General features: G+C 34.2%; 12 protein-coding genes. 9 read left to right on the top strand and 3 right to left on the bottom strand.

The window, feature by feature from the left end; translation table 11 throughout:
* Positions 1-232 precede the first annotated feature (232 nt).
* The gene (locus tag AAEO59_RS13515) at positions 233-2,161 is read left to right on the top strand and encodes a sialate O-acetylesterase (protein WP_341701283.1); all 1,929 of its coding nucleotides are present in this window, start codon (positions 233-235) and stop codon (positions 2,159-2,161) included.
* Between the two features lie 52 nt (positions 2,162-2,213).
* Here the strand turns inward: AAEO59_RS13515 and AAEO59_RS13510 are convergent, their stop codons facing one another.
* Positions 2,214-3,245 carry a LacI family DNA-binding transcriptional regulator gene (locus tag AAEO59_RS13510; protein WP_341701282.1) on the bottom strand — a complete coding sequence of 344 codons (1,032 nt, stop codon included), beginning with the start codon at positions 3,243-3,245 and terminating at the stop codon, positions 2,214-2,216.
* A 227-nt stretch (positions 3,246-3,472) separates the two neighbouring features.
* Here AAEO59_RS13510 and AAEO59_RS13505 point away from each other — a divergent pair, with 227 nt between their 5' ends.
* The 4 genes from AAEO59_RS13505 (at position 3,473) to fsa (ending at position 8,089) form a co-directional block, all read left to right on the top strand.
* The gene (locus tag AAEO59_RS13505) at positions 3,473-4,474 is read left to right on the top strand and encodes a GntR family transcriptional regulator (RefSeq protein ID WP_341701281.1); all 1,002 of its coding nucleotides are present in this window, start codon (positions 3,473-3,475) and stop codon (positions 4,472-4,474) included.
* A gap of 3 nt (positions 4,475-4,477) precedes the next feature.
* Positions 4,478-5,962: a xylulokinase gene (locus tag AAEO59_RS13500; protein WP_341701280.1), complete on the top strand. Its 1,485-nt coding sequence runs from the start codon at positions 4,478-4,480 to the stop codon at positions 5,960-5,962.
* 12 nt (positions 5,963-5,974) lie between these two features.
* Positions 5,975-7,300 carry a xylose isomerase gene (gene xylA, locus AAEO59_RS13495; RefSeq protein WP_341701279.1) on the top strand — a complete coding sequence of 442 codons (1,326 nt, stop codon included), beginning with the start codon at positions 5,975-5,977 and terminating at the stop codon, positions 7,298-7,300.
* A gap of 132 nt (positions 7,301-7,432) precedes the next feature.
* Positions 7,433-8,089, top strand: coding sequence for a fructose-6-phosphate aldolase (gene fsa / locus AAEO59_RS13490; RefSeq protein ID WP_341701278.1), 657 nt, complete (start codon positions 7,433-7,435; stop codon positions 8,087-8,089).
* 154 nt (positions 8,090-8,243) lie between these two features.
* On the opposite strand, the gene AAEO59_RS13485 is transcribed toward fsa, so the two are convergent.
* Both AAEO59_RS13485 and AAEO59_RS13480 read right to left on the bottom strand, forming a co-directional pair.
* A complete protein-coding gene (locus AAEO59_RS13485; protein WP_341701277.1) occupies positions 8,244-8,915 on the bottom strand; it encodes a bifunctional 4-hydroxy-2-oxoglutarate aldolase/2-dehydro-3-deoxy-phosphogluconate aldolase in 672 nt (223 codons plus the stop codon).
* 11 nt (positions 8,916-8,926) lie between these two features.
* Positions 8,927-9,949, bottom strand: coding sequence for a sugar kinase (locus tag AAEO59_RS13480; protein ID WP_341701276.1), 1,023 nt, complete (start codon positions 9,947-9,949; stop codon positions 8,927-8,929).
* A 489-nt stretch (positions 9,950-10,438) separates the two neighbouring features.
* Between AAEO59_RS13480 and AAEO59_RS13475 the strand changes: the two genes are divergently transcribed.
* From AAEO59_RS13475 to AAEO59_RS13460, 4 genes are read left to right on the top strand one after another with little or no spacing between them, the layout of a single operon-like run.
* Entirely contained in the window at positions 10,439-11,257 is an 819-nt protein-coding gene (locus tag AAEO59_RS13475; protein ID WP_341701275.1) for an SDR family oxidoreductase, read from the top strand.
* A 24-nt stretch (positions 11,258-11,281) separates the two neighbouring features.
* Entirely contained in the window at positions 11,282-12,439 is a 1,158-nt protein-coding gene (gene uxuA / locus AAEO59_RS13470) for a mannonate dehydratase (RefSeq protein WP_341701274.1), read from the top strand.
* A 4-nt stretch (positions 12,440-12,443) separates the two neighbouring features.
* Positions 12,444-13,877, top strand: coding sequence for a glucuronate isomerase (gene uxaC, locus AAEO59_RS13465; protein WP_341701273.1), 1,434 nt, complete (start codon positions 12,444-12,446; stop codon positions 13,875-13,877).
* Between the two features lie 52 nt (positions 13,878-13,929).
* Positions 13,930-14,988, top strand: coding sequence for an MFS transporter (locus AAEO59_RS13460; protein WP_341701272.1), 1,059 nt, complete (start codon positions 13,930-13,932; stop codon positions 14,986-14,988).
* Positions 14,989-15,080 lie beyond the last annotated feature (92 nt).

The following is a 15,080-nucleotide window of genomic DNA, read 5'->3' as shown; positions in this document are numbered from 1 at the left end:
GTTTATAATTAAGAATGTGATTTTGAACAAAAAGAAATGTTGAAATAATCTTTTTTCTTAGTTGTCTTTTTATGTTCTAAGTGTGTTTGAACTTAAATTTTAGATTAAACTCAGAGATAAAGTTCGTGAAAAATTATGGGAATTAGTATTCCTGAACTAAAAGTAATGAATGTTGTTTTCAAAGTGAGGGTTGTTGAATTGTTAGATAGTGTATTAATTTAATAATATTAAAATGAATCAAATCAAAATGCTAATTCTTGCGTTGCTTTTTATGCAAACAAATATTGTAATTGGTCAAATTAAGTTGCCGAAATTAATAAGTGATGGGGTAATATTACAACGAAATGAAAAAGTAAAAGTTTGGGGATGGGCTTCTCCAAAGGAAAAAATTAAGTTAGAATTTAAATCCAAAAACTATTTTGCAGAAGCAGATCAAGAAGGAAACTGGAATATTATTTTACCGGCTGAAAAAGCAGGAGGACCTTACCAAATGACTTTTAAAGCCAGCAATGAAATTGTAATAAAAGATATTTTATTTGGTGATGTTTGGATTTGTTCCGGGCAGTCAAATATGGAACTCCCAATGGAACGTTTAAAAGAAAAGTACGGAGAGGTTATTAAGAATGCAAAAAACACAAATATCAGACATTTTTTAGTGCCTGATAAATATAATTTTCAAAAAGAACAGGCCGATTTAGATTCAGGAAGTTGGGTTGTTGCGACTCCAGAAACAGTTATGAGTTTTTCAGGAGTGGCCTATTTTTTTGCTAAAAATATTTATGAGAAACATCCAGTGCCTATTGGATTAATTAATTCGGCTTTAGGAGGGTCTCCTATAGAGGCTTGGTTGAGTGATACGGCACTAGTTGCTTTTCCAGAGGCATATAGCGAAGTTCAAAAATTTAAAAATAAGGAGTACATCAAGGAAATTGAAACAGCCGACAAAAAAAGAAATGATGAGTGGTATCAATTACTAAATGCTAATGATGAGGGGCTTAATAAGCGCTGGGATTTAGCAGGAATCAATGATAAGAATTGGGAACAAATGCCTATTCCTGGGTTTTGGTCTGATCAATCTATTGGGGATATAAATGGATCAGTTTGGTTTCGAAAAGAAATAGAAGTCCCTAAATCGATGGTAGGTAAACCAGCTAAATTATTTATGGGATGTATTGTCGATCAAGATTTTGTTTATGTTAATGATGAACTTGTAGGTACAACAGGTTATCAATATCCTCCACGCAGGTATACTGTAAAGTCAACAGTTTTGAAAGAAGGAAAGAATGTTATTTCGATAAGAGTTGTTAATAATTCAGGAAAAGGAGGATTTGTATTAGACAAACCATATTATCTGGCTGTTGATAAAGATACGATTGATTTAAAAGGAATGTGGAAATACAAATTAGGAGCAGCGATGAAACCTTTAAAAGGAGCAACAGCTATTCGCATGAAGCCTGAGGGATTGTTTAATGCAATGATAGCACCATTGACTAATTTAAAAATTAAAGGAGTTTTATGGTACCAAGGGGAATCTAATTCGGGAAATACTAAATTATATGCCAAAGCCTTACCAGCATTAATACAGGATTGGAGAACAAAATGGGGGCAAGGTAATTTTCCTTTTCTTTTTGTACAATTGCCTAATTATATGGAAACCTATTCGGAACCAAGAGAAAGCAATTGGGCGGCATTAAGACAAGCTCAGTTGGAAACCTTAAGTGTACCAAATACAGCAATGGCAGTAACGATTGACTTAGGTGAATGGAATGATATTCATCCTTTGAATAAGGAAGATGTAGGGAAACGTTTGTCTTTATTGGCTCGAAAATTAGCCTATGGAGAAAGTAAATTGCAAGCTTCAAGTCCAATGCCAAGTGGTTCTATTTTCGAAAAAAATAAAGCTATTATTATTTTTAAAAATATTGGAGAAGGACTAATTGTAAAAAAAGGAACCGAATTGAAATCTTTTGCAATTTCAAATGATGGGAAAAATTTTGTTTGGGCAAAGGCGAAAATAATTGGCGATAGAGTAGAGGTTTGGAACGAAAAAATAAGCAATCCTACGATAGTTAGATATGCTTGGGATTACAATCCAGTAGAAGCTAATTTATATTCGAAAGAAGGATTGCCAGCAACCCCTTTTGAGGTAAAAAAGAAGTAATCAAAAAAACCACGTTAGCAACATTATGCTTAACGTGGTTTTTTTTAGTTTTTTAGATTCTTTTTGATGATTCTCGAACGAGTACTTCGGTATTTAAAAAAGTGATTTCTTTGACTTCATCCTTTTTATTGGATTTTATATTTTTTAATATAATCTCTGCCGATGCTTTTCCCATTTTGGCAGCGGGATGCGTAATAGTAGATAAATTGGGATCTATAATTTGGGAAATTGGGTCGTTATTAAAGCCAATAATGGCTAATTCTTCGGGGATTTTAATTCCTCTTTTCTTAGCAGTTTGGATGGCACTAACCGCTATAATATCTCCAGAAGCAAAAATACCATCTGGACGAAGCTCTAAATCAAATAATTTATTACTTGCTTTAGCTCCTTCTTCATAAGTTACGGTTTTTAAATTCACGATTAATTCGTCAATTTGAGGTAAATTATGGTCTTTTAAGGCATCTAAATACCCTCTTTTTCTTTCGCTATACAAATTACCAAATTCAGATCCAGCAGTAAGATGTGCAATACGTGTACAACCTTGTTCTAAAAGATGTTTCGTGGCCTTGTATCCCGCTGCATAGTTATCAATAATAACACGAAACGTATTGAAATTTTTGGGTACGCGGTCAACAAACACCAAAGGAATATTGTTACTGACAAATTGTTGAAAATGGGAAGTATCGCGGGTTTCCATGGCAAGTGAACTAATTACTCCACTTACTCTGCTGCTGTATAGGGATTTAGCTAAGCTAACTTCGTCTTCATAAGAATCATGTGATTGCATGATAATTACGTTGTATCCTGATTTTTGAGCGGCAATTTCTATACCACTAATCAATGAAGAAAGGAAGGGTTGAGTAATAGTTGGTATCAAAACACCAATTGTATTGGTTTTATTTCCCCGAAGTCCTGCTGCCAAAGTGTTAGGTACATATCCCATTTCTTCGACTGCTTTTTTTACTTTTTTAATCGTTTTCTCGCTAATTGAAGGATGATCTTTTAGTGCTCTTGAAATGGTAGAGGTGGCTAGATTTAATTTTTTAGCAATATCGTATATCGTAATGTCTTTATTTTCTTCCATATATTAAAGCGTGTGAAACAAATATACATTTTTTTTATTTAATTTTTTTTGTAATTTCTAGATTATTTGATTGCATTTGTATTAAAAATATATATATTTGAAAAATATTTAAAGCAACCGGTTGTGTTGATTTTTTATATGTTATTTTTTGAAATTAAATTATCAAATTATAAGGGAAAATAAGGTGTAGTCGTGCCTTATTAACATACCAGAACAGAACAGTATAAATGAATAAAAAAAAATTTGTTTTTGTAATTAATCTCGATAGTGGTATTCCAAAATACCAACAATTGGTTAATGCTGTCAATAGTGGTATTGGTGAAAATATTCTTGCTGTAGGAGATTCTTTGCCTTCGGTAAATCGTATTTGTAAATATAATCAGTTGTCTCGTGATACTGTTTTTAAAGCATATTCGATTTTAAAAGAGCAAAATGTTATTGAGTCAATTCCTAATAAGGGCTATTTTGTGATTGGGAAAACAAGAAAAGTGCTTTTGGTTTTAGATACATTTAAAGCATATAAAGAAGTTATGTATCATTATTTTGTAGATAATTTGCCTGATACGATTATAACTGATGTGCAGTTTCATCATTATAATATTGATGATTTCAAGACAATTATCAATAATAGTATTGGGAAATACTTTAAATATGTTGTGATGAATTTTGATGATAAAGAAGTAGCTGCTACTCTTTCGTCTATTCCAAATGAAAAATTACTATTGATTGACTGGAATATTAATGCACAGCCTAAAAATAATTTTATTTTTCAGGATTTTGGAAAAGCTTTTTACGAATCGCTGAAAGAAGCGAATCATTTATTTAGAAAATACGAAGCAATCAATTTTGTTTATCCAGATTATACTAATCATCCTTTTGAGAGTGTTGATTTTTTTGAAAAGTTTTGTGTTGATTTTAATTTTAAATATAAAATTATAACGAAACCCAAAGAATTTAAAATTGAAAAAAAACAAGCTTATATCAGTGTGAGTGACCGAATGTTAGGGGTGTTTTTAGAGCAATGCCGTGAGAAAAATTTTGAACCAGGAAAAGAGGTAGGGATTTTGTCCTATAACGATACTCCTATGAAAAAATTTGTTTACAAAGGGATCTCAGTAATCACGACCGATTTTAAAGAAATAGGTACAAAAGGAGCTGAATTTATAACAAAAGAAGAGTCAATACAGTGTTATGTGTCAACAAAATTAATAATTAGAGAATCATTATAAATTATGTATTATATAGGATATGATATAGGAAGTTCTTCGGTCAAGGTAGCCTTGGTTGAAGCAGCAACAGGAAAAAAAATAGTAGCAATCCATGAGCCACAGGAGGAAATGGCCATATTGGCTCTTCATAACGATTGGGCTGAGCAAGACCCTGAAATGTGGTGGGAGTATTGCTGTATTGCAACCAAAAGAGCCATAAAAGAAGCCAATATTGACGCTTCTAAAATATCAGGAGTGGGGATTTCTTATCAAATGCACGGATTAGTAGTTGTAGATAAAGAAGGGAAATCATTGCGAAATTCAATTATTTGGTGTGATAGTAGAGCCGTTGAAATTGGAGATAAAGCTTTTGGAGATTTAGGTGAAGAACAATGTGCTACACATATATTAAATTCTCCAGGGAATTTTACTGCTTCTAAGCTGGCTTGGGTTAAAGAAAATGAACCTGAAATCTATAATAAAATTGACAAATACATGTTACCAGGTGATTTTATTGCCTTCAAATTAACAGCTGAAATTAACACTACCAAAAATGGTTTGTCTGAAGGTATGCTTTGGGACTACAAAGAAAATGAAGTTGCCGATTGGTTGTTGCGATATTATGGAATTGACAGTTCTTTAACTCCATCAATTGTAGAGAACTTTACCAACCAATGTTTTTTAAACGAAAAAGGTGCAAAAGAGTCAGGACTTCCTGTTGGAATACCAGTGGTGTACAGAGCAGGAGATCAGCCTAATAATGCTTTGTCACTTAATATTCTGAAACCGGGTGAAGTTGCTGCAACCGGAGGAACATCAGGAGTGATTTATGCGGTTACGGATCAGTTGAAATCTAAGGAAACTTCAAGGATAAACAGTTTTGTACATGTGAATTACACCAATGAAAATCCTACTGTAGGGAAATTATTGTGTATCAATGGAGCAGGGATTCAATTTAGATGGCTAAAAAACAATTGTCATGCTGATTCTTATGAAGAAATGAATCGTAAGGCATCTAAAGCACCTATTGGTTCAGATGGAGTCGTAGTGATTCCTTTTGGAAACGGAGCTGAGCGCATGTTGAATAATAAAAATGTAGGGAGTCATTTCTTAAATCTTAATTTAAATAAACACGGCAATGAGTATTTATACCGTGCGGCATTAGAAGGAATTGCTTTTTCATTTGTGTATGGAATGGAGATTTTAAAAGATGATAATTCGGTAATCAATGTTATTCGTGCAGGAAACGATAATTTATTCCGTTCTGAGATTTTTTCGAATACAGTGGCTACACTAATTGGTCATGAAATTGAAATTTATAACACTACAGGATCAGTTGGTGCAGCAAGGGCGGTTGGACTGGTTGACGGTGATTTTGAAAAATTTGGTGAAAACATTATAAAAAATGATCATGTAATGACTTATATGCCATTACAAAACAAAGAGCCTTATGTAAAGGCTTATGAAAACTGGAAAAAAGAACTAGAATTAATAATAACAAATAAATAATTTTTTTAACAAATGGCATTAATAGGCAATAAAGAATACTTTAAAGGTATTGGCGAAATTAAATTTGAAGGAAAGGAATCAGACAATCCTTTAGCATTTAAATACTACAACCCAGATCAAGTAGTAGCAGGGAGAACCATGAAAGACTGGTTTAAATTTTCAATTGCTTACTGGCATACTTTCTGTGGACAAGGTTCTGATCCATTTGGACCTGGAACACAAAATTTTGCTTGGGATTTAGCTACTGACCCAATTCAGGCAGCTAAAGACAAAGCCGATGCAGCTTTTGAATTTATCACTAAAATGGGATTTGATTACTATTGTTTCCATGATTATGATTTGGTACAAGAAGGGGCTACTTTCGCAGAATCTGAAAAAAGATTAGCTACTATTACGGAGTATTTAAAAGAGAAACAAGCTGCTTCAGGGACAAAATTACTTTGGGGAACAGCTAACTGTTTTTCTAACCCACGTTATATGAATGGTGCTGCTACTAATCCTGATTTTAATGTTGTGGCAAGAGCCGGAGGACAGGTAAAATTAGCTTTGGATGCAACAATTGCTTTAGGTGGTGAAAATTATGTGTTCTGGGGAGGTCGTGAAGGTTATATGTCTTTATTGAATACTGATATGGGCCGTGAATTAGATCACATGGGACAATTTTTAGTAAAAGCAAGAGATTACGCTCGTGCTCAAGGATTCAAAGGAAATTTCTTCATTGAGCCAAAACCAATGGAACCAATGAAACACCAATACGATTTTGATTCGGCTACGGCTATTGGTTTCTTGCATAAATATGGTTTGGAGAAAGATTTCAAAATCAATATCGAAGTAAACCACGCTACATTAGCACAACATACTTTCCAACACGAAATTGAAGTAGCTGCTAATGCAGGAATGTTAGGAAGTTTAGATGCGAATCGTGGTGATTACCAAAACGGTTGGGATACAGACCAATTTCCAAACAACATTCAGGAAATTACCGAAGCGATGTTGGTATTCTTGAAAGCTGGAGGATTGCAAGGTGGTGGAGTTAATTTTGATGCTAAAATCAGAAGAAACTCAACTGATATGGAAGATGTTTTCTTAGCACACATTGGTGGTGCTGATACTTTTGCAAGAGCTTTACTAACAGCTGATAAAATCATTGCTTCTTCTCCTTATGATAAATTAAGAACTCAAAGATACAGTTCATTCGATTCAGGAAAAGGTAAAGATTTCGAAAATGGAAAATTAGGTTTAGAGGATTTATACAAAATCGCTCAGGAAAACGGAGAACTACAATTACAAAGTGGTAAACAAGAACTTTTTGAAAATATTATCAATCAGTATATTTAATCTTTTTTCAACATAACGAATGTTAGCATTTTAGATATGTGTTGTTTGATGTTATCGGTACGAATTAAAAGTACCGGTAACATTTTTTTTAAACAATATCTTTGATGAAATTAAATTTAAAAAATAAAACAAATGAAATTTTTTATTGACACGGCTAATCTAGCTCAAATTAAAGTAGCACAATCTTTAGGTGTATTAGATGGTGTAACAACAAACCCATCTTTGATGGCTAAAGAAGGAATTACTGGAAAAGATAACATCTTGAAACACTATGTGGATATTTGTAACCTTGTTGACGGAGACGTGAGTGCTGAAGTAAATGCTTTGGATTTTGAAGGAATGGTAAGAGAAGGGGAGGAGTTGGCTGGATTACACGAACAAATTGTAGTAAAATTGCCTATGACTAAAGAAGGTGTTCAAGCCGCTAAATATTTTTCTGACAAAGGAATTAAAACAAATGTAACTTTAGTATTCTCTGCTGGACAGGCTTTATTGGCTGCTAAAGCTGGTGCTACTTACGTTTCTCCATTCTTAGGAAGATTGGATGATGTTTCTACTGATGGATTGAACCTGATTCAGGAAATCAGAGATATTTATGATAACTATGGTTACGAAACTCAAATTTTGGCAGCTTCTGTGCGTCACACAATGCATATTGTAAACTGTGCTAAAATTGGTGCAGATGTTATGACTGGTCCATTATCTGCAATAGCAGGTTTATTGAAACACCCATTAACAGACATTGGATTAGCTCAATTTATTGCTGATTTTGAAAAAGGAAATAAATAAATTAAAGACTTATGAAATTTTAAGTGCTATGCAAAGTGAGTTTTAGATATTTAGTTTTTTATCAGGTAGACTTTTAGTTTAATATCTATAGCCCCCATATAAATCATCTTGTTTAAACGATTTATATGGGGTTTTTAACATATCCATCTCTTTTTTAAGTTTTTCTAATCTCAGCAATAATTGGTATAGTTTCTTTTACTTTTTGAGTAAGCCCTGCATAATCTCTGCTTTGTAAAACTGAAGCAGAAATTAACTGCGAACCAATTCCAACACAGTAAGCTCCAGCATCAAACCATGATTTCAAATTATCTCTTTCAGTAGAAACCCCACCTGTAGGCATGATATTTGTCCAAGGACAAGGTCCTTTAACCCCTTTGATAAATTGTGGTCCGTAGATTTCTCCTGGGAATAGTTTCACGATTTCACATCCTAACTCCTCAGCTCTGGCAATTTCAGATAAAGTTCCACAACCAGGTGACCATAATACTTTTCTACGGTTACAAGCAATAGCAATATCTTCTCTGAATACCGGAGTAACAATAAAGTTAGCTCCTAACTGCATATACAATGAAGCAGCAGCGGCATCCGTTACTGAACCAACTCCCATAATCATTCCAGGCAATTCTTTGATAGCATATTTAGTCAATTCAGCAAAAACTTCATGAGCAAAATCTCCTCTGGCAGTAAACTCCATTAAACGGGCACCACCATCATAACAAGCTTTCAAAACATTTTTACTTAATTCCAAATCATTGCTAAAAAACAAAGGAATCATCCCTGTTTCTTTCATTGCAGTTGCAACTTCTATACGTGTAAATTGAGCCATTTTATCTTTTTTTATCTAGAAACCTTACCTGTGAAATCACCATCAAGTAATTTTTCAATTTCGCTTTTTGTAATTAAATTATAATCTCCGTAAATCGTGTGTTTTAAACAACAAGCAGCCACCGCAAAGTTCAACGCTCTTTGTTTATCCAATGGTTCTTCGTTTAAACCATAGATTAAACCTCCCATAAAGGCATCTCCACTACCTACTCTGTCTACAACTGGTGTTACTTCTTGGACAGCCGCTTTGTAAACTTCTTTACCATCATAAAGAATTCCACCAATGCGTTGGTGAGAAGCACTTACAGAATAACGCAAAGTAGTTGACATGTATTTTAACTCAGGACAAAGTTTGAAAATCTCATTATACAAAGAAGGTAAAGTATGAACCTCCTGATAATCAGGATCCACTTTATCTATACCCAACATAAAGTTAGCCGTATCGATATCACCTAAAATAATGTTACTATATTTCAACATTGCAGGCATAACATCCTTAGGTTGCTTGCCATAGTTCCAAAGCTTAGAACGGTAATTCAAATCGGTTGAAATTGTTAAACCTAATTCGTGAGCCACTTTGATGGCTTCCATACAAGCTTCCGCAGCTGTTTCAGAAAGCGCCGGAGTAATTCCACTCCAGTGAAACCAGGTAGCTCCTTTGAAAATTTCTTTCCAGTCAAATTCTCCTTTTTTCAAAGTAGACATAGAACTGTTTGCTCTGTCATAAGTTACATTACTTGCTCGAGTACTGGTACCTGTTTCCAAGAAATAAATACCTAAACGGTCTCCACCTCTTAATACATTATTACAATCTACATCAAGCTTACGCATTTCATGAACAGCACAACTCCCTAATTCATTATTAGGAACTTTAGTAACAAATTCTGCCTTCATCCCGTAATTTACAAGCGAAACAGCTACGTTAAATTCCCCACCACCGTAGGTTGCTTTATAGGACTCAGCCTGAGCAAACCTCAAGTGTCTGTCTGTAGACAAACGAAGTAGAATTTCTCCAAAAGTGACTACTTTTTTCATTTGTAGTTAATATTTTTTTTCAAGGAATATGTAATCACCATTCTTCATTTATATTCTTAATAATTGAATCATGGTGATTTCAAATGAAAATTTTAATTTATATCAGAATATAATCTTTTTTGAGTGCTTAAAATATTCATTATGCATTTCTTTTATTAAAAAAACATAATAAAGAATTTTTTAATCTCCCGATATTTTATATTTTCGCAACCGGTTGCAAAAGTATTTAAATTAAAATTAACTTAAAAGATTTTTAATATTAAATTATTTGCATGCCGCCTCAGGATGCATGGATATCAGTTAGCATTTTTTAAAATTATATTATAAACGAATCATAAATTATTTAATCGAGATAAAAGTTTTTTTTAGTTTTTGATTGTTAATAGGCCTTATGATTACCACGTTTATTTATAATGAGAGATTTTTTAGTTATTGAAAATGACTTTAAATCAACTTTAGAAATTATAAAAAATCATAAAAACAATTTATATGAAAACAAATGAATTTGCAGAATTGAAAGGGAAAGTGGCTTTAATAACCGGAGGTGCTGGTGTTCTAGGTGGCGGAATGGCTAGTATTTTGACACATTATGGAGTGATTGCAGGGATAATGGATTTAACAATTGAAGGCGCTGAAGCTGCAGTAGATGCTATTAAAAAAAATGGAGGAGAAGCTTTTGCTGTTAAAGCCAATGTATTGAATAAAGAAGAACTTCAGGCAGCTCGTGATTTTATTATTGAAAAATATGGCAGATTGGATATTTTGATTAATGCGGCAGGTGGAAATATGCCGGGAGCTACTATTGGGCCTGATCAGGCTATTTATGATATGCAGTTGCCACATTTGCAGAAGGTTTTAGATTTGAATATCATTGGTACTATTTTGCCTTCTCAGGTTTTTTCAGAAGTTTTTGCAAAACAAAAATCTGGAATTGTGATTAATATTTCTTCGGCTTCGGCTCAAAGACCTTTGTCCAGAGTTGTTGGATATTCAGCATCTAAAGCTGCTATTGATAACTTCACCAAATGGTTGGCAGTTGAATTAGCAGGTAAATATGGAGATGGAATTCGTGTTAATGCAATTGCACCAGGCTTTTTTATTGGAGAACAAAACAGAGCTTTATTATTGAATCCTGATGGTAGTTTAACACAAAGAGGAGAAAAAATTATTGACCATACACCAATGGGGAGATTTGGGGTGCCTGAAGATTTAGATGGTGCATTGTTATTCTTATGCAGTAATATGTCCAATTTTGTTACAGGTACTGTTCTTAATATTGATGGTGGTTTTGCAGCTACAAGTATCTAATTTAACAATTTAAAAGACAAAGAAATGGAACAAACATGGAGATGGTACGGACCAAATGATCCTGTACAATTAGCTGATGCAAGACAAGCCGGTGCAACCGGAATTGTAACTGCCTTACACCACATTAAAAATGGACAGGTGTGGGAAGTGGATGAAATCATGAAGAGAAAAAAGGAAGTGGAAGCGGCAGGATTGACTTTTTCTGTGGTGGAAAGTATTCCGGTACATGAGGATATTAAAAAACAATCAGGCGATTATTTAAAATACATAGAAAACTACAAACAAAGTATCAAAAACCTGGCAGCTTGCGGTATTCATATTGTTTGCTATAATTTTATGCCTGTTTTAGACTGGTCTAGAACGGATTTGTCTTATGAGATGCCAGATGGTTCTAAAGCACTGCGTTTTGATATCAATGAATTTGCTGCTTTTGAATTATTCATTCTAAAAAGACCAGGAGCAGAGAAAACTTATACAGAAGCACAAAAAGCAAAAGCAAAAGTTACTTTCGAAAAGTTGACTGATGCTGATAAAGTAAAATTGCAACAAAACATCATTGCTGGTTTACCAGGTGCAGAAGAATCCTATTCTGTAGAAGATTTCTTGAAAGTACTTCAAGGGTATGATGGTATCGATGCTAATAGATTAAAAGAAAATTTATATTATTTCCTGCGCGAAATTGTACCGGTAGCTGAGAGTGTTGGCGTAAAAATGGCTATACATCCGGATGATCCTCCTTATCCAATTTTAGGTTTACCTAGGGTTGTAAGTACCGAAGCTGATTTAGTGCAATTGCTAAACGCAATTGATTCTCCATCCAATGGGTTTTGTATGTGTACAGGTTCTTATGGGGTTATTGCCGAAAATGATTTGTCAGGAATGATTGATCGTAATGGAGAAAAAATGAATTTTATTCATTTGAGAAGTACCCAGCGTGATGAAGAAGGGAATTTCTATGAAGCCAATCATTTAGAAGGAAATGTGGATATGTATGAAGTGGTTAAATCTATTATAAAAATGGAAAAACAAACCAATAGAATCATTCCAATGCGTCCCGATCATGGTCATCAAATGTTGGATGATTTGAAGAAAAAAACAAATCCGGGATACTCAGCTATTGGTCGTTTAAGAGGTTTGGCTGAATTACGTGGTCTGGAAATGGGAATTGAAAGAAGTTTGTAATACTATGACGGACAATAATTTTATTACAGATGATTTTTTGCTACATAGCAAAATGGCAAAAAAACTGTATCATGAGTTTGCAAAAACGCAACCAATTTTTGATTACCATTGTCATTTGTCCCCAAAAGATATAGCAGAAGACCGACAATTTGAGAATTTATCTCAAATTTGGCTTGATGGAGATCATTACAAATACAGGGCAATGCGTGCCAATGGAGTGAATGAAAAATTCATTACAGGGGATGCAAGTGATTATGAAAAATTCTATAAATGGGCAGAAACGGTTCCTTATACCCTAAGGAACCCGCTGTATCATTGGACTCATTTAGAACTAAAGAATTATTTTGGAATCACCACCTTGTTGGATGAAAATTCAGCAGAAGCTATTTACAATCAATGCAATGAATTGTTGAAAAAACCAGAATATAGTGTTCGTAATTTACTTCGAAAGTTGAATGTAAAAGTGGTGGGAACAACAGATGACCCAACAGATGATTTACGCTATCATAAGCAACTTCGGGATGAGGAATTTGAAATAGCAGTTTTACCTTCGTTTAGACCGGACAAAGCAACAGAAATAGAGAAAGGGCCTGCATTTATTGCCTGGATTCAAAAACTGGAGCAATGTGTGGGGTATTTGATTACCGATTTTCAAACTTTAATTCAGGCACTTCAAAATCGTCACGATTTTTTTCACGAAATGGGATGCCGAATTTCAGATCATGGCCATGCTAATTTTTATGGGGAGGATTATACCGCTGCAGAGGTAGCAGCTATTTTTGAAAAAGGATTAAATGCTGAACAAGTCTCTATTACTGAAATCAATAAGTATAAATCGGCAGTGTTGTTTGAACTGGCTTTAATGAACAAAGCAAAATCCTGGGCGCAGCAATTTCATGTTGGTGCTATCCGAAACAATAATGCAAAAATGCTACACAACATTGGACCTGACCAAGGATTTGATTCTATTGGTGATTTGAATATGGCTGATAACATGAGCAGGTTTTTTGGCCGATTAAGCCAGTATGACGGATTAGCTAATACTATTGTTTATAATTTGAATCCACGCGATAATGAAATGTTTGCTTCGATGGCGGCTAATTTTAACGATGGCATTACTGCTGGAAAAATGCAGTATGGAGCTGCCTGGTGGTTTTTGGATCAAAAAGACGGAATGGAAAAACAGCTGAATGTGCTGTCTAGTTTCGGGCTGCTAAGTCGATTTGTAGGGATGGTTACAGATTCTAGGAGTTTTATGTCTTTTCCGCGTCATGAATATTTCCGACGTATTTTGTGTAATGTTTTGGGTGATGAAATAGAAAAAGGAGAATTACCAAACAATATGAAACTTATTGGAAACATGGTGGAAGCTATATGTTATAAAAACGCCAGAAACTATTTTAATATTCAGAAAACTCTCATCACAACTTTAATTTAATTCAGCTTAAGGATATTGTTTCTTTAATCAATTCAAATAAAAAATACAATTAATGAATAAAACCAATCAAGCAATTGGAAATTACCGCTGGACGATTTGTGGTTTGCTTTTTTTTGCAACTACCGTAAATTATCTGGATAGACAAGTATTAAGTCTTTTGGCACCAAGTCTGTCTGAAGAATTCGGTTGGTCCAATAGTGATTATGCTAATATCACAGCTGTTTTTCAGTTTATTTATGCTATATCTATGTTGTTTGCGGGTAGAATAATAGATAAACTGGGAACTAAATGGGGGTATATCCTTGCTATAACTGTATGGTCTTTGGGAGCTATAATGCACGCTTATTCTATACAAGTTGGACTAACTTTTTCAAATATTATGGCTTGGATTGGAATAGGAGCAGTACCAGTTTCAATTGCGGGTTTTATGTTGTCCAGAGCAGTTTTAGGTTTTGGAGAGTCAGGGAACTTCCCCGCAGCAATAAAAGCTACAGCCGAATATTTTCCCAAAAAGGAGCGTTCATTGGCTACTGGTATTTTTAATTCGGGTTCTAATGTAGGGGCTATTTTAGCGCCTGTAACTGTACCCTTGATTGCTGTAAAGTGGGGATGGGAAACAGCATTTATATTGGTGGGTGCGATAGGCTTTGTTTGGATCTTTTTTTGGTTTGCATTTTATGAAAAGCCTGAAAGACAAACAAAATTGTCAAAAGCCGAGTTGGATTATATTCATCATGACTGTGAAGTAGCATCTAATGAAACAGAGCAGTCAAAGGAGGAAAAAGTAGCTTGGTTTAAGTTGTTAAGTTACAAACAAACCTGGGCTTTTGTTTTCGGAAAATTTATGACTGATGGGATATGGTGGTTCTTTCTATTTTGGTTGCCTAAATATTTGGAAGCTCAGTTTGGAATGGTAAAAACTGACATTACACTTCCATTGGCTGTATTATATAGTATGACTATGGTTGGAAGTATTGGCGGTGGTTGGTTTCCTGTGCATTTTATCAATAAGGGGCATAGCCCTTACGATGGAAGAATGAAAGCCATGCTAGTTATCGCATTGTTCCCTTTGGTGGTATTGTTAGCGCATTCTATGATAAAAAACAAGTAAAATTTTAAAAATTAACAGGCAAATTTATAGGTGTTTATGTATGGAGTTTGTCTGTTAATTACAGAAAATACACGACCAATAATTTTGCATTT

It is taken from the genome of Flavobacterium flavipallidum (assembly GCF_038289905.1).
Lineage (GTDB): Bacteria > Bacteroidota > Bacteroidia > Flavobacteriales > Flavobacteriaceae > Flavobacterium > Flavobacterium flavipallidum.
Note: the sequence above shows the minus strand (reverse complement) of the source record. Positions and strands in the feature narration are given on the sequence as shown.

Excerpts from the sequence above, each read along its gene's own strand:
- AAEO59_RS13500 (WP_341701280.1), top strand. The coding sequence starts at position 4,478 with ATGTATTATATAGGATATGATATAGGAAGTTCTTCGGTCAAGGTAGCC.
- uxaC (WP_341701273.1), top strand. The coding sequence starts at position 12,444 with ATGACGGACAATAATTTTATTACAGATGATTTTTTGCTACATAGCAAA.
- AAEO59_RS13480 (WP_341701276.1), bottom strand. The coding sequence starts at position 9,949 with ATGAAAAAAGTAGTCACTTTTGGAGAAATTCTACTTCGTTTGTCTACA.
- AAEO59_RS13515 (WP_341701283.1), top strand. The coding sequence starts at position 233 with ATGAATCAAATCAAAATGCTAATTCTTGCGTTGCTTTTTATGCAAACA.
- AAEO59_RS13475 (WP_341701275.1), top strand. The coding sequence starts at position 10,439 with ATGAAAACAAATGAATTTGCAGAATTGAAAGGGAAAGTGGCTTTAATA.
- fsa (WP_341701278.1), top strand. The coding sequence starts at position 7,433 with ATGAAATTTTTTATTGACACGGCTAATCTAGCTCAAATTAAAGTAGCA.
- AAEO59_RS13460 (WP_341701272.1), top strand. The coding sequence starts at position 13,930 with ATGAATAAAACCAATCAAGCAATTGGAAATTACCGCTGGACGATTTGT.
- AAEO59_RS13510 (WP_341701282.1), bottom strand. The coding sequence starts at position 3,245 with ATGGAAGAAAATAAAGACATTACGATATACGATATTGCTAAAAAATTA.
- xylA (WP_341701279.1), top strand. The coding sequence starts at position 5,975 with ATGGCATTAATAGGCAATAAAGAATACTTTAAAGGTATTGGCGAAATT.
- AAEO59_RS13485 (WP_341701277.1), bottom strand. The coding sequence starts at position 8,915 with ATGGCTCAATTTACACGTATAGAAGTTGCAACTGCAATGAAAGAAACA.
- uxuA (WP_341701274.1), top strand. The coding sequence starts at position 11,282 with ATGGAACAAACATGGAGATGGTACGGACCAAATGATCCTGTACAATTA.
- AAEO59_RS13505 (WP_341701281.1), top strand. The coding sequence starts at position 3,473 with ATGAATAAAAAAAAATTTGTTTTTGTAATTAATCTCGATAGTGGTATT.